This is a genomic window from Vicingus serpentipes (assembly GCF_007993035.1).
Classification (GTDB): Bacteria; Bacteroidota; Bacteroidia; order Flavobacteriales_E; family Vicingaceae; genus Vicingus; species Vicingus serpentipes.
Window position 1 is genome coordinate 470,553 of record NZ_VOOS01000003.1, and the last position, 20,655, is coordinate 491,207.

The window sequence follows — 20,655 nt, forward strand, 5'->3', positions numbered from 1 at the left end:
TCAAACATATGAAATATATATATATATTATGCACACTATTTTTCTTAAGCTTATTCTCACAAGCTCAAGTAGTAACTGATAATTCCAATACTGTTGAATATTATATTCAAAATGTTTTATTAGGGTCAGGAGTATCTGTAAGTAATATAACTATTAATGGCAATCCTGCAAATGTGAATGAACCGATGGTTGGTGAATTTACTGATGCATCATCAAGTATTGGATTGCCAAATGGATTAATTTTAGGCTCAGGAGATATTGATTTAGCTTCACAGAATAATACTTCAGGTAGTTCGAGTCTAGGTGGAGGAGGAAATTCTGGTCAAGATCCAGATCTGTCGGTTATTGCTACAAATACTCTTTATGATCAAACAATAGTTGAGTTTGATTTTATTCCTTTAGGAGACACTTTGAGTTTTAATTATGTTTTTGCTTCTGAAGAATATAATGAGTTTGTTTGTTCGGGGTATAATGATGTTTTTGGTTTTTTTTTAACTGGCACTAATCCATTAGGGGGTACTTATAATTCTCAAAATATTGCATTAGTACCTAATCCTTCTATTCCTGGAACTTTTACAAATACAGCAGTTGCAATTAACACAATAAATTTAGGTGTTGCAGGTTCTAGTGGGACTGCTTCCAACTGTAATGCAATAGATCCAGCATGGACATCTTATAATGTATTTTATGTTAATCATCCTGGAGTTTCAAATTATACTTATGATGGAAGAACAGTTTCACTTCCAGTTATTGCTCCAGTAGTTTGTGGTTTAACCTATCATATTAAGATGGCAATTGCAGATGCTGGTGATGGAGGTTATGATTCAGGAGTTTTTTTAGAAGCAGGTAGTTTCTCTTCTAATGGAGCGTTAGATGCAACAACTGCTGATGTACCTTCAAATATCCAATTATGTGGATCTCCTTTTAATGTAACATTTAACACAGGTCCAAATCCACCACCTGCAAGTTATTGGGATCTAGGAGATGGAACTATTTTAACAAATCTAGATACTGTTAATCATACTTATGCAGATTCAGGTACTTATGTTGTTATGTATGTGGCTGATGATCCATCTCCATGTGTTCAAGCTGATACAGCTTATTTTACTGTAGATGTAATACAAACAGGAACACTAGATGCACAAATAGATATACCACCTTATAACCCTTGTCAAGATAGTTTAACCATTCTATTAGCATTCACAGGCTCAGGAGCTGACTCATTGTATTGGGATATGGGCAATGGAGACACATTTATTAATGACACATTGATTTCATATACTTATTATACAAACGGAAATTATATTCTTACTTTTCAAGCATATGATTTTGCCTGTGGAGGATTTAATACAATTAAAGATACAATTCGTTTTAACCCTGTTTTTACAGCTGTAACAGCTACAACTCCAGGAGATCAGGAATTTTGTGGGGCGCCATTCAGTGTTGACTTCACATCTGGAGGAACTCCTCCTCCAAATAGTTTTTGGGATTTTGGAGATATTGCTCCAAATGACACATCTACATTAGATAATGTAACCTATACTTATGCTGATACAGGAAGTTATACTGTAATGTATGTTGCAATCGATTCAAACACTTGTAATATTGCAGATACAGCTTATTTTGACATTACTTTAACTCCAGCAGAGGTTTTAGATGCTCAATTTACTATTCCTCCATACAATGATTGTCAAGATTCGTTGACTGTAAGTTTGGCATTTACAGGTACTGGAGCAGATTCATTGTATTGGAGTATGGGAGAAGGAACTACATATATTAATGATACATTGGTTAATCATACTTATACTTCAAATGGAGATTTTATAGTGACATTTGAAGCTTATGACTTACAATGTAATACTAGTGCTACTTTAACTGATACAGTTCATTTTAATCCTGTTTTTACAGCTGTAACAGCTGTTGTTCCTGATTCAATTAATGAATGTGAAGGTAATTTAACAGTTGACTTTTCATCTGGAAATCCTGGGCCTCCACAAAATATATGGGATTTTGGTGATGGAGTAGGAACATCCACTCAAATAGATCCAACTTATACTTATGCAAGTAACGGAACTTATACTGTAACTTTTACAGCTATTGATTCATCTACATGTAATATTTATGAGACTGCTAGTTTTGATGTGGTTATTAATTCATTACCAGCTATAAATGTAAGCATGGATTATGTGCCACCAGTTCCATGTGAGGCTGTAGATTATAAAGTCGAGTTAGCAGCCTCATTAGCAAATGCAGATTCTATTTTCTGGGATATGGGAGATGGAACTACATTTAGTGAAGATACAGTAATTTCATATGAATATGCTACGTTTGGAAATTATACAATTGTTGTAACATTATTTAATGATGATTGTGGTGCTAAATCATTTTCATACAATGCTGACTTTATAGAATTGGAAGAATCATCTGGAATAATACCAAATGTGTTTACACCAAATGGAGATGGTATGAATGATGAATTGGTTTTCTTAGGAATTGATCAAACTCAGGATTATAGTATAAGAATTTTTAATAGATGGGGTCAAACAGTTTTTGAATCTACAGATGCTCAAGATAATTGGGACGGTAAAGGTTCAAATGATGGTACTTATTTTTATGAGTTGAGATATACGGATGTATGTAGTAATGAAGAAAAATTAGTTACCGGATATGTAACCCTAATTGGTAAGAATTAATTAAAGCATAACAAATAAAAAAGGCAGCTATATAGCTGCCTTTTTTATTTGTTAATTATTTTTCTTTCTTTCTAGGATTTTGTATAAATAGTTTGAGTGGGGAATGCCATTTCTAAACCTTTAGCATTAAATTGTTTTAAAATTTCTAAGTTAATTTCTGTTTGGGTTTGAAGAATATCTCCTTCCTTTTTAATGTAATAGATAAAAAGAATTCCTAAAGAAAAATCACCAAAGGCATTAAAAGAAACTAAAAAATTGTTTTCAACATTTTCGTTAGTTGCTGCAATTTCTTTTAATAAAGAAATGCCTTGTTCTACTTGTTCAGCAGTAGTATCGTAAATTAATCCAATATTTAAAATTACTTTCCTAGTTGGTTCAGCTGTAACATTTTCAACCATATTACCTATAAACTGAGAGTTAGGAATTGTTACTAATCTTCCTTCAAGGGTTCTCATTCTACTAATTCTAATTCCAATTTCTTCTATAGAGCCATCAAAACCTCCAATTTTAATTCTATCTCCTACCTTAAAAGGTTTGTCGGTAAAAATCATAATACCGCCAAAAATGTTGGATACAGAGTCTTTTGCAGCCATAGCTAATGCTAACCCTCCAATTCCTAAACCAGCGATTAAAGCTCCAACATCATAACCAGCATTATTTAGAGCGACAATTACTCCCAAAATCCATATTATAGATCTTAATCCTTTCTGAACAATAGGCATTATTTGGTCGTCTAAATCACTTTCAGTTTTTTCGGTTAATGGAACAATGTATTCCTCTATAATTGCATCTACCAATCGAGCAATTAACCATGTAATATTAATTGCAATTAAGATGTGATAAACTTTTCCCATCCAAGCATACCAAAAATCAGTAAATTCTAATCGGTTTAATCCATACCATAAGCCAAAAATTGTAATTGCTAAGACAATAGGTTCTTCTATCATGTCAACAATTATATCGTCAATTTTTGTTTTTGTTTTGCTCGTAAGTTTTTTTACTATTTTACCAAAAAACCAGTATACAATTTTACCTATAATTACAGCTCCAAGTATTATAAGAAAGGTAATAGACCAATCACCAACGGTGTTGTAATAAAATTCTTTTGCTAAAAAATCTTCCATAATTATATTTTTCTTCAAAGTTAGTAAAATCAGAAAAAAACTAAATTTTTGATTTTATTGTTTCAAATTCTTTTTCAGATGAAATTTCCCAGTAGGGTTCAAAATCACTAATCATATCTGAAATGAAGTTGAAATCAGGTAAAATGTTTGCTGTAAAGTGATGAATTTCAGCTTTATCTTTTAATAATTTAACCTCCTCAAATTCAGTTTTGGAAATAATTTTAAAAAATGATTTTTCATTTTTATATTTTCTGAAGATTGGGAAAATATTGTTTGAGTTCATAAAAGTAAAATTACAATAAACTTTAGATGTTGAAGTTACAATGATTAACAAATTTTAACGTGTTGAAATGAACTATTTTTAGTACTTTCGCCTCAATTTTTAGAAAGCAATTATGAGTGAATTATCAGATAAATTTATAGGAGAAGGATTAACTTATGATGATGTTTTAATGGCACCATCTTATTCAGAAGTTTTACCTAGAGATGTTGATATCTCAACACAATTTACAAAAAAAATAAGGTTGAATATTCCTGTGGTTTCTGCTGCAATGGATACTGTAACAGAATCTAAACTAGCAATAGCTATTGCTCAGGAAGGAGGAATAGGTGTTTTACACAAAAACATGACTATTGCAGAACAAGCTGACAAAGTTAGAAAAGTAAAACGTTCAGAAAGTGGAATGATTCAAGACCCTGTTACAATTTCTGTTGATTCAAATGTAGGAGACGCATTAAAACTAATGAGTGAATTTAAAATTGGAGGCATACCAGTTGTTGATTCAGAAAATAATTTAGTTGGAATTGTAACAAATAGAGATTTAAGATTCCAGAAAGTTATGACAACTCCTGTTAGAGATGTTATGACTAGTAATAATATTATAACTGCAGTTGAAGGAACAGATTTAGATAAAGCAAGAGAGATATTGCAACAACATAAAATTGAGAAATTACCAGTAGTTGATGCCAATAATAAGTTAAAAGGTTTAATTACATACAAAGACATTACTAAGGTACAATTGAAACCTAATGCTTGTAAGGATACTTATGGAAGATTAAGAGTTGCTGCTGGTGTTGGTGTAACTGCAGATATTATGGATAGAGTAGATGCACTTTATAAAGCAGGAGTCGACGCTATAGTAATTGATACTGCTCATGGTCATTCGAAAGGAGTGATAGATACATTAAAAAAAGTTAAATCAGTTTATCCTGATTTACAAGTTGTTGTTGGTAATATAGCAACTACACAAGCGGCTAAAGATTTAGCTGATGCTGGTGCAGACGCAGTAAAAGTTGGTATTGGTCCAGGTTCTATATGTACAACTAGAATAATCGCTGGTGTTGGTGTGCCTCAATTATCTGCGGTTATGATGGTAGCTGAAGGGTTAAAAGGAACAGATGTTCCATTAATTGCAGATGGTGGAATTCGCTTTACAGGAGATATTGTTAAAGCATTATCTGGAGGAGCAGATTCAATTATGGCTGGTTCTTTGTTTGCAGGTGTAGATGAGTCTCCAGGAGAAGCTATTATTTACGAAGGAAGAAAATTTAAGGCATACAGAGGAATGGGGTCAATTGAAGCAATGCAAAAAGGTTCAAAAGATAGGTATTTTCAAGATGCTGAAGATGATATCAGTAAATTGGTTCCTGAAGGAATTTCGGGAAGAGTACCTTATAAAGGGTTTTTAAGTGAAGTTATTTACCAGATGGTAGGAGGTTTGAGAGCTGGAATGGGATATTGTGGGGCACGTAATTTAGAAGAATTAAAAAATGCAAAATTTGTAAGAATAACAAGTGCAGGATTTACAGAGAGTCATCCACATAATATTACAATTACAAGAGAAGCACCTAATTATTCAAGACGTTAAAATTTTATTATTTATATAATTATAAAAAGGTAAAGTATTATGAGAAAAATAAGTTTATTACTATTAATTGCACTAACATCATTTTTAGCAAAAGCTCAAGATAATGATCCTATTTTATTAACCATAAAAGATAAAAATGTTTTATTGTCTGAGTTCAATGCCATATTTAAAAAGAACAATACGAAAGACACTAAAATAACTGAAGAGTCAGTTAAAGAATATTTAGACTTATACATTAAATTTAAACTTAAAGTAACTGAAGCTGAAGAGTTAGGTTATGATACGACTGCTGCTTTCATAAAAGAATTGGAAGGATATCGAAAGCAATTAATTCAACCATACTTATCGGATAGAGAAGTGACAGAAGGATTAATAAAAGAAGCTTACGAAAGAATGAAATTTGATGTAAATGCCAGTCATATTTTATTTAATGTTGGGGCTGATGCATTACCTAAAGATACTTTAGCAGCCTATAATTTAGCTTTAAAAGCTAAACAAAGAATAATGAAAGGAGAGTCTTTTGAAAAAGTTGCAGAAGAAATGTCTTCTGATCCTTCAGCAAAAACTAATAAAGGAAATTTAGGTTATTTTTCAGCTCTTCATATGGTTTATCCTTTTGAAACGGCAACGTATAATTTAAAAGTTGGTGAAATTTCAAATCCTGTTAGAACAAGGTTTGGTTATCATATTATTAAATTAAATGATAAGCGACAAGCAAGAGGAACAATTAGAGTTGCTCATATTATGCTTCAGTGTGCAAAAGATGCCACCGAAGAAAAAGTGAAAGAGCAAGAGACTAAAATAAATGAGATTTATTCAAAACTTAAAGAAGATCCTAGTCAGTTTAAAGCATTAGCTAAACAATATTCTGATGATAAAAATTCAGGTTCAAGAGGTGGTGAATTAGCTCCATTTACAGCAGGTAAGATGGTTGCCGAATTTGAAGAATCAGCATTTGCTTTAACAGTTGATGGAGCTATTGGTACTCCAATAAGAACAGATTATGGTTTCCACATTATTCAACGTTTAGAATTAATTGAATTGGATTCTTACGAGAATTTATACAATTCATTAAAATCTAAAGTAAGTAGAGATTCAAGAGCAAACAAAAGTAAAGATGTAGTTATTGATAGAATTAAAACTGAAAATAAGTTTGTTGAGAATTTATCTGAACGTAACGATTTTTATAAAATTATTTCTGAAGATGATTTATTAAATGGCACTTGGACTGCTGAAAAAGCAAAATCACTAACGAAATTAATGTTTGGATTCTATGCTGCTGATGGAGATAAAATTGAATTTACTCAAACTGATTTTGCTCAATACTTAGAGCAAAATAAACCAAAAGTTAATCCAAAAAATGCTCCAAAAGTTGTTGAGTTAGTGAATAAATTATACAGCCAAGTATTGGAAGAAGAAGCACTTAAATTTAAAGAGAATCGTTTACCTAAAACCAATCTAGAATATAAATTATTATATCAAGAATATAGAGATGGAATTTTATTATTCGAGTTGACAGATAAAAAAGTTTGGTCTAAAGCAATAAAAGATTCTACAGGTTTACAAGCTTTTTATGATAAAAACAAAAATAATTACATGTGGGGAGAGAGAGCTGATGTAACTATTTATAAATGTAGTGATGAAAAAGTAGCGGCTAACTTAGAAAAAATCTTAAAAAAGAAAGCTAAGAAAGGTTATTCTAATAATGACATTTTAAAAATGGTAAATGTTGATAGTCAATTAGCTTTATCTATTGAGGAGGGTAAATATGAAAAAGGACAAAATGAATTGGTTGATAAAGTTGAATGGAAAGCAGGTACTACTATTAAAAATGTTGCAGATAAAAATGTAAATATTGTGGTGATAAATGAAGTTTTAAAGCCAGAACCTAAGCAGTTAAATGAAGTTAGAGGTTTAGTTACATCAGATTATCAAAATTATTTAGAAAAAGAATGGGTAGAAAATCTAAAAAGCAATTATAAGGTTACTGTAAATAATGAAGCTTTAAAACTTGTAAAGTAATAAAATAAAAAGAGCTGTAATTCACAGCTCTTTTTATTGACTTTAAACTAATGAGAAATTTAATCTTCATATTATTTATAACCTTTTCTTTTGTTTCATGCAATTTATTTGAAGAAAAAATTGAAGAAAATGCTATTGCTCGAGTTCAAAATAAAATTTTATTTGATTCAGAACTAAAAGAAGTAATCCCTTTTGATGCTTCTACTGAAGATAGTTTATTGATTGCTAATAATTATATCCAAAAGTGGATTAAACAAAATTTGATACTTGAAAAAGCTGAATTGAATTTAAAATCAGAACAAAAAAATTTCACTAAACAATTAGAAGATTATAGAAATACCTTGGTTATTTATACCTATGAAGGAGAATTAATTAATCAACGATTAGATACTAATGTTTCTGATCAAGAAATTAAGTTATATTATGAACAAAATGAACATAATTTTGATTTAAAAGACGATATTGTTAAGGTAAGATATTTGAAAGTAACAAAGCAGGCACCAAATATTAAAAAGATTAGAAAGTATTATAAATCTACTAAAGCAGAAGATGTAGAACAGCTAAAAGAGTTTTCTCATCAATTTGCTGAAAAGTTTCACTTAAATGAAAATGAGTGGATATTGTTTGATGAAGTATTAAAAGAAGTACCGATCAATGTTAGTGATAAATCAGGTTATTTAAAAAATGTTAAGTATACTGAAATAGAAGATTCATTATCTTACTATTTTGTATATTTTAAAGATTATAAGCTTGAAACAGATGTTTCGCCTCTTAGCTTTGAGAAAAAGAATATAAAAAACATTATTATTAATAGAAGGAAGTTGGAGTTGGTAAGTAAAATGAAGCAAGAATTGTATCAAGAAGCATTACAGAAAAAAGAATTTGAAATATATAAAAATGAAGAAAATAAACCTTAATAGCTTAATTGCATTTTCATTACTATTCACAAGTTTGGTTGGTTTTTCACAAAATGAAGGTGGAAAAGTGATAGATGGAATTGTAGCTACAGTTGGTGATAAAATAGTTTTAAAATCTGAAATTGAAAATCAGATTACATCTTTAAAAGCTCAAGGGGTTATTATTGATGATGCTGCTAAATGTCAATTATTTGAAGAGGTTTTGTTTCAAAAATTATTGTTAAACCAAGCAGCAATTGATAGCGTAGAGGTTACAGAGGCTCAAGTTGAATCGGAGATGAATAGAAGATTAAACTATTTTATTTCTCAAGTTGGTTCAGAACAACGTTTAGAACAATACTATAAAAAATCGATGATTGAAATTAAGAATGAGTTTAGAGTTATTGTTGAAGAACAATTAATTGTTCAGATGATGCAAGGAAATATTACAGGAGGGGTGAAAGTAACCCCAGAAGAAGTAAAGAACTTTTATAAAGGATTACCAGAAGATAGCATACCAACAGTTAATTCAGAAGTTGAGGTGGCTCAAATATTAATAAATGCAAAAGAGAGCGATGCTGCTAAAAATCAAGCTAGAGAGCGTTTAAATGGAATTAGAGAAAGAATAATAAATGGAGAACAATTTTCTACGTTAGCTGTTTTATATTCTGAAGATGAAGGCTCTGCTAAAAAAGGAGGAGAACTTGGTTTTTTAGGAAGAGCTGATTTAGTTCCAGAATATTCTACCACCGCTTTTAAATTAAAAAACAGCACAGTCTCTGAAATAGTTGAATCACAATTTGGGTTTCATATTATTCAATTAATAGAAAGAAGAGGACAGAAAATAAATACTCGGCACATTTTAATTAAAGTTCAAGTAGAAGAGGAACAAATTTTATTAGCAAAGCAAAAAGCAGATAGTATCTATAATTTAATAACAACTGATACTTTAACTTTTGGTGAATTGGCGTTTAAATATTCTGACGATAAACAAACAAAGAATAGTGATGGGTTAATGGTGAGCCCTCAAACAGGTACATCAATTTTAGATATAGAACAAGTTGATCCTCAAATATTTTATATTATAGATAATATGAAACCAGGAGAGATATCTAAACCTGTACCAGCCGAATCGTTTGATGGAAAGAAAGGATATAGAATTATTAAACTACTAAGTAAAACTGAACCTCATAAGGCTAAGTTTGAAACAGATTACGCTAGAATACAAGAAGCTGCTTTAGCTGGAAAGCAAAATGAGGCAAATCAAAAGTGGATTAAAGATAAGATAAAGACTACTTTTATTAAAATTGATGATGAGTATATGAATTGCTCGTTTGATAACAACTGGTCTAATTAATAACTTTTAGTATTTTTAGAATCATTAATTGATAATAAACTATGGCTGAATCTCCTTACCAAAATGATGTTGAAGCAATTGATGCTTTTGTAAAAAAATACGAATTACTAACTAAAGAAATTGGGAAAGTAATTGTAGGGCAAGATGACGTAATTAAAAATCTATTAATTACTGTTTTTAGTCGAGGACACTGCTTATTAGTTGGTGTACCAGGTTTAGCTAAAACCTTATTGATTAATACCATTTCTGATGCATTAGGATTGAGCTTTAACCGTATTCAGTTTACACCAGATTTAATGCCTTCAGATATTATAGGTTCTGAAATTTTAGATGAGAACAAGAATTTTAAATTTATAAAAGGACCCATTTTTGCCAATATGATTTTGGCTGATGAGATTAACCGTACACCACCTAAAACGCAAGCAGCCTTACTAGAAGCCATGCAAGAAAAAACGGTTACTGCTGCGGGGCATCAATATAAGCTAGATAACCCATTTTTTGTATTAGCAACACAAAACCCAATAGAACAAGAGGGAACTTACCCTTTGCCAGAAGCACAATTAGACCGTTTTATGTTTAACATTTGGGTAGATTATCCAAAATATGCTGAAGAACTAGCCATTGTAAAAAGCACGACTACTGATAATCATGTGGTATTAAACCACATTATGAGTGCTGAAGAAATTGTGTTTTTTCAAAACTTAATACGTAAAATGCCAGTAACCGATAATGTTATTGAGTATGCTGTTAAGTTGGCAACAAGTACTCGTGCAGGAAGTGAGTTTGCTACCGAAAATGTAAACAACTATTTAAGTTGGGGAGCTGGACCAAGAGCCTCTCAATATTTAATTATTGGAGCAAAGTGCCATGCAGCTATTAATGGTAAATATGCACCAGATATTGAAGATGTGAAAGCTGTTGCTGAACCAATTTTAAGACATCGTATTGTACGAAATTACAAAGCTGAAGCAGATGGTTTTTCTATTGAAAAGATAATTGAGAGTTTATTGTAACAAAAATTTTAAACCGCCATCAACTGGATGTTACTCAAGTTTTTGTAAATCCCGTTTTCCTTTTTAATCAATTCGTCGTGGGTTCCAGTTTCTTTAATTTTTCCGTTTTCCAATACCAATATTTTATCAGCATTTTTAATGGTACTTAATCGGTGTGCAATTACAATAGATGTACGTCCTTTCATTAAGCGTTCTAAGGCTTCTTGAACTAATCGTTCGCTTTCGCTATCTAAAGCACTTGTTGCTTCATCTAACACCAAAATAGAAGGGTCTCTTAATATTGCTCTAGCAATAGCAACACGTTGTTTTTGTCCGCCACTCAGTTGTATTCCTCTGTCACCAACTATAGTTTCAAATTTCTCAGGGAAACTTTCAATAAACTCTAACGCATTGGCTTGTTTAGCAGCAGCAAAAATTTCTTCGTCAGTTGCTCCAGGTTTACCATATTCAATATTTTCTTTTATGGTTCCTCCAAAAAGCATTACTTCTTGTGGTACTAATGCCATCTGACTTCTTATTTCTGATAGATGGTACTCATTAAAATCTATACCATCAATTGTGATATCTCCTTCATTGGGTTTGTAAAAACCAAAAATTAAAGCTGCAATGGTAGATTTACCTGCTCCACTTGGCCCAACAAAAGCAATTTGCTTTCCATGTTCTACTGAAAAAGAAATATCCCTTATTACTTCTATATCTCTTCTAGAAGGATAAGAAAAGTTAACATTATTAAAACTTAAATTACCTTCTATTTTAATTGAATTCGATTTTGTTAAAGCGATATCTTCTGTTTTTTCTTCCAAAATATCCATTAAACTTTCGGTAGCTCCAATCGCTTTTTGTAGTTGTGAAAATAAATCGGCAGTACCTCCAAACGAAACACCAATAAATGCAGCATACAAAGCAAACTGTAATAATTCTCCTATAGTAATACCTTTAGTTGGGTCAAGTTCGTTAATCGCAACCATGTGTAAACCATACCATATTATTGCCATTAAGCCAGAACCAGCAACAAACATAATTAAGCCAATAAACATTCCTCTCCATTTCGCTCTTTTAATTGAAGTTGCTACAGATTGGTCTATACTTTTATTGTAGCGTAAAATTTCAAAAAACTCATTGGCGTACGCTTTTACACTAGCAATTCCATGTAAAGTTTCATCTACCACTTTGTTAGATTCTGTAATATCGTCTTGTGCAATAACAGATAGTTTTTTTATGAACTTACCAAAGAAAACACCTATTAAAGCAATAACGGGGATTAATGCAATAATAAAAACGGTTAACCTTCCAGAAATGTAAACCAAGAAAAATAAACCAACTGGTATTGTTATTATTTGACGAATTATTTCAGCAATGGTAATCGTAAATGTTTCTTGTAATAATGAAACATCAGCACTAATTCTACTGCTTAATTCACCAACTCTTTTTTGAGAAAAGAAACTCATTGGAGATGAAATTAAATGCTGGTAAGTTTTTGTCTTAAGTAATGCTAACGATTTGTGAGCTACAATTCCAAATAAATAAATTCTTAAAAAAGCAGAAAAACCAATAACAAAAAACAATCCAATTAATAATTGGATAAAGTATTTAACTTCTGCGTCAGAAGAGCTTTTTACAGCATCCATTAAGTTTCCTAATATTCTAGGAAAAGCTAACATAGCCACTGTGGAGAACAATAAAACAACCATTCCAATTCCAAAAGGAACTCTAAATGGTTTTATAAATTGGAATACGCGTAAAGCTTTTCTAGTTGATTCTTTTGAAAATTTTGGTCTATCTTTTCTCGCCATTAGAATTTTTTCTTGTTTTTATCTTGAAAATCTAAAGAAGTAATCCCTAGTTTTTTTAATAATCTTTTGATATTTAATTTTAAAGGTTCTTTTATAGATGTTGCTACTTTTTTACCAATAGCATCATCTGGTCTTGCTTTAAAATGAGAGTCCACATACTTAAAACCTTTTTCCGGTTTAGTAGAATAGTAGGTGTAAAATGATTTTCGTGTCTCTCCTTCTGGAACTGTTATTTTTCCATAGCCATGAGGAGTTGTTTCGTCAGTTAAAAATATTACAGCTCTATTCCAATCACAAGGAATAGTCGCTTCACATTTTGTCATTTTCTGATCCCACAATTCTAAATCACCGCCGTATTCAGGTTTCCATTCCTTATTTAGGTAAATTAAAAAATTTAACCTTCTCCAAAGGTCTTCCATAGGGTTGTAGTTAGAGTCGATATGAACATCAACATAACTTCCATTCGAGCCTTGATGAACTCCAGCACCTAAAGCGTCATCAGATGTAACTAAACCAGTTAAACCAGTTATAGTTTCTATATTTTTAATAAAATCAGGATGGGCTAAAGCTTTTTTTATTACTAAAAAGTCTGGATGAAAACGATCAAAATGATAGTCTTCGTTTTTATTTTCGTTTAAGCTTTTACGCTTCACATTTAAAATATCCATTTTAGGAAAATTCTCGTAAAGTGAAGTCGCAAATTCTTCATCCAAAAAATTAGGTAAAACAACATGTTTACATGGTTTCCCATTTTCAAAATCGTGTTTTAGCTGAAGAACTTTTTCTTCATCTAAATAGATAGGATTTATAATGTTTTTCATTAAAATGATTGTTTACAAGCGAACAAAGATAAGTAAAATCTAAGTTTAAAAGTAGTTCACAAAACCAAAGTGAACTTTTGCATTTTTAAACAACATTGGATTGTCAAATTGTTTACCTAAAGCATAGCTAATAGAGAAAATTCCGGCTTTGGTTTCAAAGCTCATACCAGCTCCAAATCCATATGGAGTATCTGAAATATTAGAATTGATTTTACGATTTTCGTAATATGCTCCATCTGCAAATAAATAAAGATAAGAGTTTTGCTCTAAGATAAAACGATATTCTATAGTTTGAATAGTATAAGATGATGTATAAATTGATTCTTCATCAAATCCTCTTAATGTAAAAAGACCACCTATTCTTAATAATTCATTTTCAAAAAGGTTGTCGTTGTAGGTTAATCCATTTTGAGTGCCAATTTTAATTACACTTCTGTTTCTAATAGGAAGATATATACTAGCGTTTAAGTTAACATTATAAAGGTTAGATTTGAGCTTTATGTCATTATACAAACTTTCATCTAAGGCATTATTTTTTTTAATTTTTTTCGTCCCTATCGCACCTTCAGTATCTATTTCGTATCCTTTTCTAGGGTTTAATCGATAATCTAGTTTAGCATAATAAAAGTTAATGCCATAAAGCTGAGTAGAAATATCTGCAAAATTTGGTAAAACTGTTAGCGTTTCAAAACCTGAAGTAGATAATAGGGACGATGATTTGTTTTGAAAAAACACGCTCATATAGTTATTCCCTTTTAGGATGTAACGAATTCCAATTTTATTAAAAACATCTATAAAGGTGGTATCTTTTTTAAATAATTTAAAGTTAAAATCTAATCCAAAAGGAGTATTAAACAGAAAGGGGTAGCTAAATTTTGCTTTTAAATCTTGAGTGCTTTTTTGTAAAGATCTCCAGTTAAAATCGATTTCTTCTCCTTTTTTAAATGAGTTAACAAGATTTAATTTTACATCACCGGTAAAACGTAATTCGCCTGTATTGTTGTCAGGTTGAATACCTAAAACACCATTAAAACGACTGGCTTTTTTCTTTTTAAGATTAAGAAGAAGCTCGTTTTCATTTTCTTTGAAAATCATTTTAAATGGTTGTTCCTCCTCTACAAAAGGAAGCTCTTTAATTCTATTGCTTATAGTTTTTATTAAGGTTTCATTGTAATAATCTCCATTTTTTATTCGAATGTAATTTTGGATGTATCGATCAGAAATTGTTGCTGTGCCAATAATTTTAACACTATCAACCAAACAGAATTTATTTTTTGAAAGATTAAGATTAGCAGAAATGGTATTGTTATAAATGCCCAAGCTATCCATTTTTAATGAAGCAAATGGGAATCCATTATTTTCATAATGCGTGATAATTCGTTCATAAAAGGAATAGAGTTGTCTATTATTAAAAGGTCGATTCATGAAGATTTTATCTCTAAAGCCAACTTTACTTAATACTTCTTCATCAATATTGGTTGTGGTTAAATACGTCCATTTGTACTGTTTACCTAAATGAATATATGCTTTATAGGTAGTAGAGTCAATGAGAACACTATCTATAGTTGCCGTTAAATAAGCTTGACTATTTAATTGATTTACAATAGCTGTTAGTTCTGTTTTTAATTCTAACTGATTAATAATTTTATTGTAGCTAATAATTTTTGAAGGTTTTATTAGGCTATCACTAAATACCAATTTTAGCTCAATTTTTTGTGCAAAAAGTTGAGCAGTACTAAAAATTAGAACAAATAATATGAAGTTGAGTTTAGCCAAAATTGTATAGTACAACGCTTAAAGTGAAGGGATTATTTTACATTCCAATCTATTGGATTTTTCCCCATGGATATTAACAATTTGTTGGTTTTACTAAAATGTTTGTTTCCAAACCAATAACCTCGGTTCGCGCTTAAAGGTGATGGATGTCCAGTAGTTAAAATGTGGTGTTTTTTTCTGTCAATTTTTGCACCTTTTTTCTTTGCAAATCCGCCCCACAATAAAAATATAATACCTTCTCGTTTTTCTGACAATTGTTGAATAACCGAATCGGTAAATTTTTGCCAACCAATATTTTGATGTGAATTAGGGTCGCTCTCTCTAACTGTTAGGCTAGCATTTAATAAAAGTACACCTTGTTTTGCCCATGAAGTTAAATTTCCATTTGCTGGATAAGGAATGTTTAAGTCAGTTTTTAATTCTTTAAAAATATTTTCTAGGGATGGGGGAAATTTGATGCCATCTTGAACTGAAAAAGATAAACCATGAGCTTGTCCAATACCATGATATGGATCTTGACCAATAATAACAACTTTTACATCATCAAAAGGTGTAGTGTTAAAAGCCTTAAAAATGTCCTTGCTAGGAGGGTATATGGTAAAGTTTTTTTGTTCGTTTATTAAAGTGGATTTTATATTGATAAAATAATCGCTATTAAATTCCTTTTGCAGGACTTTTTTCCAGCTTTTTTCGATATTAGTTTTTATTACTTGCATGCACATCAAAATTAACTAAAAAATAGAGGAATAAAGGCTATGTGAATAGTTAACAAACTTCCATTGAACTGTTAAAATAAATAGTTGTGAAAAAATAAATTAGTGTTAAATGATTATTTATTATTATTTTTGGTTTTTACTAACAAATTACACCATTCAGGAATGAAAAAAGTTTTAATCGCATCAGCTACTCTTTTTTTAATAGCATTAGTTTATTCTTCATGTAAATCTCACGAGTCTTGTCCTGCTTATGGTAAAGCCGATACAAGTAAAAATGTTCGTGCGTAAATAACCATGAATTGGTTAAAACTTGAATCTTTAGCTCAGCTAAACGAAATCATTTCAAATTCTTTTCTTCCAGAAAATAAAGGCGTTGCTATATTCAAACATAGCACACAGTGTCCTGTAAGTTTTGCTGCTAAATCTAGATTAGAATCAACTTGGAATTTTGATAATGAACTACCTGTTTATTATTTAGATTTAATAGCGTTTAGAGAAATATCTAACCAAATAGCTTCAGAGTTAAATATTACTCACCAATCGCCTCAGCTTTTAGTTGTAAAAGATGGTAAATGCATTTATAATGCTTCACACATCAGTATCTCAGTAAAAGAACTTGAAAAAGTTATTTAAAATTAAACGAAATCGTTTGTTTTATTTCTGGGTTTAAACTCAAAGCAACGGGACAAGTTCTGGCCGCATTTTCTAAGACTTTTTTCTCCTTATCAGTATAAGTTTGATTTGTAAAACTAATATCAATAATAATTTCAGAAATCTTTCTAGGATTAGCGCTCATAATTTTGGTTATTTCAGCTTCAATGTTTCCTAAATTTATGTTGGACGTATTGGCAACTATACCAAGAATGCTAACCATACAACTTGCTAAAGCAGTTGCGACTAAGTCGGTAGGAGAAAATGCTTCACCCTTACCATGATTATCAGTTGGAGCATCTGTTAATATTGTTTTTCCACTTTTTAAATGGGTAGCTTCAGTTCTTAAACTTCCTAAGTAGGTAATTTTTGATGTAATCATGTTTATTTTTTTTCAAATGTAATTGCTTTTATATCATATCTACAAATAAGGTTTACATATTATTTATGTTTAAATTTGCTTCTAGATGTTTAGAATAGGGATAATACTAGGGTTGATTTTTTTTACACTTCATTTAAGTGCTCAACAAACTGTATTTGAAGAAGCTAGAACCATCTATAAAAAAGAAAACACTTATGGAGGTATGATTCATACTTCTGGTTGGGGTTTAACTTACCGACATGGAAGATATACTTCTGGTTTTAGTCGTCGTATTTATGAATTAGAATTCACCAACTTTAAGCATCCTAAAGAAATTAAAACATTTAGTTCTGTTTTAAATGGTTCGAGTGGTTATTTCTATGGAAAACAAAACTACTTATTAGCTCTAAGAACAAGTATTGGAAATAATAATACTTTTATAAGTAAACAAAGTGTAAGAGGAATAGCAATTTCTTATGTTTTAAATTGGGGAATTACATTTGCGTATGCAAAACCAGTTTATTTAGAAGTTATTACACAAGATGATGATAACTTCCCAATTACAGAAGTTCAGCGATATAATCCAGAAATACATGATAGAGGAGATATTATAGGAAAGGCTTCTTTTTTTAGGGGATTTTTAGATGGTAGATTTTACCCAGGTGCATTAATTAAAGCAGGGTTAAATTTTGAATCATCACGCCAACCTGAAAATATTAATGCACTTGAAGTAGGAATGACATTAGATGCTTTTTTACAAAAAGTGCCGATTATGGGAGATGACACTCCTAATCAACAATTTTTATTTAATTTTTATGTAGCCCTTAATTTTGGGGGTAAAAAAACAGAATAACATTGGAAAACAAAGAAGTAAAAATACCTTCTTCAGAAAATAAGATGAAGAATAAGCCAAGTTGGTTGAAAGTAAAATTACCAACAGGAGAAGAATATAAAAAAGTAAGAAATATAGTTTCTGAGCATAAGCTTCATACGATTTGTGAAAGTGGAAATTGTCCTAATATGGGTGAATGTTGGGGCGCAGGAACAGCTACTTTTATGATTCTAGGGAATATTTGTACTCGTTCTTGTGGTTTTTGTGCTGTTAAAACTGGACGTCCTTTGGCAGTAGATTTAGAAGAACCAATTAGAGTAGCTAATTCTGTAAAATTAATGAATGTTAAGCATTGTGTAATTACTTCTGTAGATAGAGATGATTTAAAGGATGGAGGTTCCATAATTTGGACTGAAACTGTAAATAAAGTAAGAGAGGTTTCTCCAGGGACAACTATGGAAACCCTAATACCTGATTTTAAAGGAGATTGGGATAATTTGCAACGTATTATTGATGTAGCTCCAGAAATTGTATCGCATAACTTAGAAACGGTTCGAAGGTTAACCAAACAAGTAAGAATTCAAGCTAAATACGATAGAAGCTTAGAAGTAATTAAAAGGTTAAAAGATGGAGGGATGAGAACTAAATCAGGAGTTATGCTTGGTTTAGGAGAAACGGAAGAAGAAGTAATTGAAACTATGCAGGATTTAACAAATGCAGGTTGTGATATTTTAACTTTAGGACAATATCTACAACCTACACCAAAACATCTTGCTGTTCAAGAGTTTATAACTCCAGCTCAATTTGCTAAATATAAAGGAATTGGATTGAAAATGGGCTTAAGATATGTGGAGAGTGGACCATTAGTTCGTTCTTCTTATCATGCGGAGAAACATATGTTCTAATAAATAAAATTTAAAAATTAAGCTCCGAATTAACCGGAGCTTTTTTTATTGAATATGGAAAGGAAATACGAACATATATTTTTTGATTTAGATCGAACGCTTTGGCATTTTGATGAGAACTCTAGAAAAGTTTTAGGGGATATTTATCATAAATTCCACTTATATAAGTATATAGATTTACCTGATGATTTCATTTCGGTATATGAAATTATTAATGAAGAGCTTTGGACACTTTACCGAAATGGTAAAATTGCTAAAGAAAATTTACGATCAGAACGATTCCATCAAACCTTATTAAAGTTTAAAAATAATAATGAGCCTTTGGCAGATGAAATAGGTACCTATTATGTAGATAACTCTCCATTGCAAACAATTTTATTGCCTTTTGCAATTGATGTTTTAGAGCATTTAAAAGGAAGGTATCAAATGCATATAATTACTAATGGTTTTGAAGAGATTCAATTAATTAAATTGAATAATTCCAAGATTGAGCATTATTTTGATCAAGTTATTTTTTCAGAGAAAGTGGGAGTAAAGAAACCACACCCTTTAATTTTTAAGCAAGCAATAAAAGGTGCTGGAGCTACTTTTGAAAACTCATTAATGATTGGAGATGATTTTTATGCTGATATCTGTGGCGCTCAACGAGTAAAAATGGATAGTATTTATTTTAACTACAATAAAACAGTACATAATTACAAAATTGATAGAGAGATTAATTGCTTGAGCGAATTGTTTGAAATATTATAAAAATAAAAGAGGCTAACCATTGGTTAGCCTCTTTTATTGAAATACAGTAATAAAAATTATTCTGCAGTTTTAGTTTCAGAAGTTTTAGCTTTTGCTGAATGACAAGATTTTTTGTCAGCAGATGCTTTAGAAGCACAACAAGATTTTTTTGCTGAAGCTTTAGAACAAGATTTTTTAGAATCTTTACTAGTACATTCTTTTTTATCACATTTTTTACCATCTTCACAAGGAGATGCAGAAATTGTAGTTAATCCAACAAAGCTAAATAATGCGATTGATAATAATAATTTTTTCATTTTAATTGAAGTTTAGTTCTTAATAAGGCTAAAAATAAGCATTTTTGTTTTGTTTGTTTGTAGTTTAACGAAATTTAACAATTAATTTAAACAATTCAGAATCGTTCTAAAAGAATTAAAATTCAGCAAGAGTTGTAATCCCTCCTTTTACAGTTTCGTTTAATTTTACCTTTAATTTAGCATCTAGTGGTAAGTATAAATCAACTCGAGATCCAAATTTAATAAACCCACATTCTTCTGTTTGAACACAATCTTTACCTTCTTTGTCAAAGAATACAATTCTTCTTGCTAAAGCACCAGCAACTTGTCTAAACAGAACAGTTCTACCTTTCTCATCTTCAACAACAGCTGTAGTTCTTTCATTATCAGTCGATGATTTTGGGTGCCAAGCAACTAAAAATAAACCAGGGTGATATTTGAAATATTTTAGTTTACCAGCAATTGGATATCTATTAATGTGCACATTAATAGGAGACATAAAAACCGAAACTTGTAAACGTTTTTCTTTAAAATATTCTGTTTCTTCAACTTCTTCAATTACTACAACTTTACCATCTGCTGGCGAAATAATATGTCCATCTCGTTGAACAAAATTTCTGCTTGGACTTCTGAAAAATTGTAAAATTACAATTAGCAAAAATGCAGAAATAGCATAAGCCAAAACTTTAATTATTATATAGTCATTCAAAAAGAAATAAACTAAGCCATTTAAAACAGCAGCAAATAATAAGGTAATCAATAATGAAGGGTATCCTTCTTTGTGAAATTTCATTTAATAGGG

Annotated in this window: 20 protein-coding genes; 11 read left to right on the forward strand and 9 right to left on the reverse strand. The window is 30.6% G+C overall.

The features are described 5' to 3' along the window. Window positions 1-8: 8 nt before the first annotated feature. Complete coding sequence (locus tag FRY74_RS08485) at window positions 9-2,693, forward strand: choice-of-anchor L domain-containing protein (protein WP_147100489.1); 2,685 nt, start codon at window positions 9-11, stop codon at window positions 2,691-2,693. A 71-nt stretch (window positions 2,694-2,764) separates the two neighbouring features. Here the strand turns inward: FRY74_RS08485 and FRY74_RS08490 are convergent, their stop codons facing one another. After that, window positions 2,765-3,817, reverse strand: coding sequence for a mechanosensitive ion channel family protein (locus tag FRY74_RS08490; RefSeq protein WP_147100492.1), 1,053 nt, complete (start codon window positions 3,815-3,817; stop codon window positions 2,765-2,767). A gap of 40 nt (window positions 3,818-3,857) precedes the next feature. Beyond that, window positions 3,858-4,100, reverse strand: a complete 243-nt coding sequence (locus tag FRY74_RS08495) for a hypothetical protein (RefSeq protein WP_147100494.1) — start codon at window positions 4,098-4,100, stop codon at window positions 3,858-3,860. 112 nt (window positions 4,101-4,212) lie between these two features. Here FRY74_RS08495 and guaB point away from each other — a divergent pair, with 112 nt between their 5' ends. From guaB to FRY74_RS08520, 5 genes are read left to right on the forward strand one after another with little or no spacing between them, the layout of a single operon-like run. Then, window positions 4,213-5,685 carry an IMP dehydrogenase gene (gene guaB / locus FRY74_RS08500; RefSeq protein ID WP_147100496.1) on the forward strand — a complete coding sequence of 491 codons (1,473 nt, stop codon included), beginning with the start codon at window positions 4,213-4,215 and terminating at the stop codon, window positions 5,683-5,685. 39 nt (window positions 5,686-5,724) lie between these two features. Continuing rightward, window positions 5,725-7,707: a peptidylprolyl isomerase gene (locus FRY74_RS08505; protein WP_147100498.1), complete on the forward strand. Its 1,983-nt coding sequence runs from the start codon at window positions 5,725-5,727 to the stop codon at window positions 7,705-7,707. A 50-nt stretch (window positions 7,708-7,757) separates the two neighbouring features. Then, the gene (locus tag FRY74_RS08510; RefSeq protein ID WP_147100500.1) at window positions 7,758-8,624 is read left to right on the forward strand and encodes a hypothetical protein; all 867 of its coding nucleotides are present in this window, start codon (window positions 7,758-7,760) and stop codon (window positions 8,622-8,624) included. Beyond that, window positions 8,605-9,960 (forward strand): peptidylprolyl isomerase, encoded by a 1,356-nt coding sequence (locus tag FRY74_RS08515; protein ID WP_147100502.1) that lies wholly within the window; start codon window positions 8,605-8,607, stop codon window positions 9,958-9,960. The genes FRY74_RS08510 and FRY74_RS08515 overlap by 20 nt, the downstream gene beginning before the upstream one ends. A 41-nt stretch (window positions 9,961-10,001) precedes the next feature. Further along, window positions 10,002-10,973, forward strand: a complete 972-nt coding sequence (locus FRY74_RS08520; RefSeq protein ID WP_147100504.1) for an AAA family ATPase — start codon at window positions 10,002-10,004, stop codon at window positions 10,971-10,973. A gap of 8 nt (window positions 10,974-10,981) precedes the next feature. Here the strand turns inward: FRY74_RS08520 and FRY74_RS08525 are convergent, their stop codons facing one another. Genes FRY74_RS08525 through ung form a run of 4 tightly spaced genes read right to left on the reverse strand, consistent with a single transcriptional unit; the run spans window position 10,982 to window position 16,070 of the window. After that, a complete protein-coding gene (locus FRY74_RS08525) occupies window positions 10,982-12,766 on the reverse strand; it encodes an ABC transporter ATP-binding protein (RefSeq protein WP_147100506.1) in 1,785 nt (594 codons plus the stop codon). Further along, the gene (locus tag FRY74_RS08530) at window positions 12,766-13,587 is read right to left on the reverse strand and encodes a 2OG-Fe(II) oxygenase (protein ID WP_147100508.1); all 822 of its coding nucleotides are present in this window, start codon (window positions 13,585-13,587) and stop codon (window positions 12,766-12,768) included. Before FRY74_RS08530 ends, FRY74_RS08525 begins: the two co-directional genes overlap by 1 nt. Window positions 13,588-13,632: 45 nt before the next feature. Beyond that, window positions 13,633-15,378, reverse strand: coding sequence for a POTRA domain-containing protein (locus FRY74_RS08535; protein ID WP_170227988.1), 1,746 nt, complete (start codon window positions 15,376-15,378; stop codon window positions 13,633-13,635). A 17-nt stretch (window positions 15,379-15,395) separates the two neighbouring features. After that, complete coding sequence (gene ung / locus FRY74_RS08540; RefSeq protein ID WP_147100621.1) at window positions 15,396-16,070, reverse strand: uracil-DNA glycosylase; 675 nt, start codon at window positions 16,068-16,070, stop codon at window positions 15,396-15,398. Window positions 16,071-16,241: 171 nt separating this feature from the next. Between ung and FRY74_RS13035 the strand changes: the two genes are divergently transcribed. After that, the gene (locus FRY74_RS13035; protein WP_262709498.1) at window positions 16,242-16,367 is read left to right on the forward strand and encodes a hypothetical protein; all 126 of its coding nucleotides are present in this window, start codon (window positions 16,242-16,244) and stop codon (window positions 16,365-16,367) included. A 6-nt stretch (window positions 16,368-16,373) separates the two neighbouring features. Beyond that, a complete protein-coding gene (ytxJ, locus tag FRY74_RS08545) occupies window positions 16,374-16,712 on the forward strand; it encodes a bacillithiol system redox-active protein YtxJ (protein ID WP_147100512.1) in 339 nt (112 codons plus the stop codon). Here the strand turns inward: ytxJ and FRY74_RS08550 are convergent. Further along, window positions 16,705-17,112, reverse strand: coding sequence for an OsmC family protein (locus FRY74_RS08550; RefSeq protein ID WP_147100514.1), 408 nt, complete (start codon window positions 17,110-17,112; stop codon window positions 16,705-16,707). The genes ytxJ and FRY74_RS08550 overlap by 8 nt on opposite strands. An 85-nt stretch (window positions 17,113-17,197) precedes the next feature. Between FRY74_RS08550 and FRY74_RS08555 the strand changes: the two genes are divergently transcribed. The 3 genes from FRY74_RS08555 to FRY74_RS08565 are packed head-to-tail and all read left to right on the forward strand — an operon-like array spanning window position 17,198 to window position 19,578. Continuing rightward, window positions 17,198-17,944, forward strand: a complete 747-nt coding sequence (locus FRY74_RS08555; protein WP_147100517.1) for a hypothetical protein — start codon at window positions 17,198-17,200, stop codon at window positions 17,942-17,944. Window positions 17,945-17,946: 2 nt separating this feature from the next. Then, window positions 17,947-18,828 carry a lipoyl synthase gene (lipA, locus tag FRY74_RS08560; RefSeq protein WP_223265851.1) on the forward strand — a complete coding sequence of 294 codons (882 nt, stop codon included), beginning with the start codon at window positions 17,947-17,949 and terminating at the stop codon, window positions 18,826-18,828. Window positions 18,829-18,882: 54 nt separating this feature from the next. After that, complete coding sequence (locus FRY74_RS08565; protein ID WP_147100518.1) at window positions 18,883-19,578, forward strand: YjjG family noncanonical pyrimidine nucleotidase; 696 nt, start codon at window positions 18,883-18,885, stop codon at window positions 19,576-19,578. Between the two features lie 56 nt (window positions 19,579-19,634). Here FRY74_RS08565 and FRY74_RS08570 read toward each other — a convergent pair whose 3' ends face one another. Together FRY74_RS08570 and FRY74_RS08575 are read right to left on the reverse strand one after the other, a co-directional pair. Then, window positions 19,635-19,874 carry a hypothetical protein gene (locus tag FRY74_RS08570; RefSeq protein WP_147100520.1) on the reverse strand — a complete coding sequence of 80 codons (240 nt, stop codon included), beginning with the start codon at window positions 19,872-19,874 and terminating at the stop codon, window positions 19,635-19,637. Between the two features lie 115 nt (window positions 19,875-19,989). Continuing rightward, window positions 19,990-20,646, reverse strand: coding sequence for a phosphatidylserine decarboxylase family protein (locus tag FRY74_RS08575; RefSeq protein ID WP_147100522.1), 657 nt, complete (start codon window positions 20,644-20,646; stop codon window positions 19,990-19,992). Window positions 20,647-20,655 lie beyond the last annotated feature (9 nt).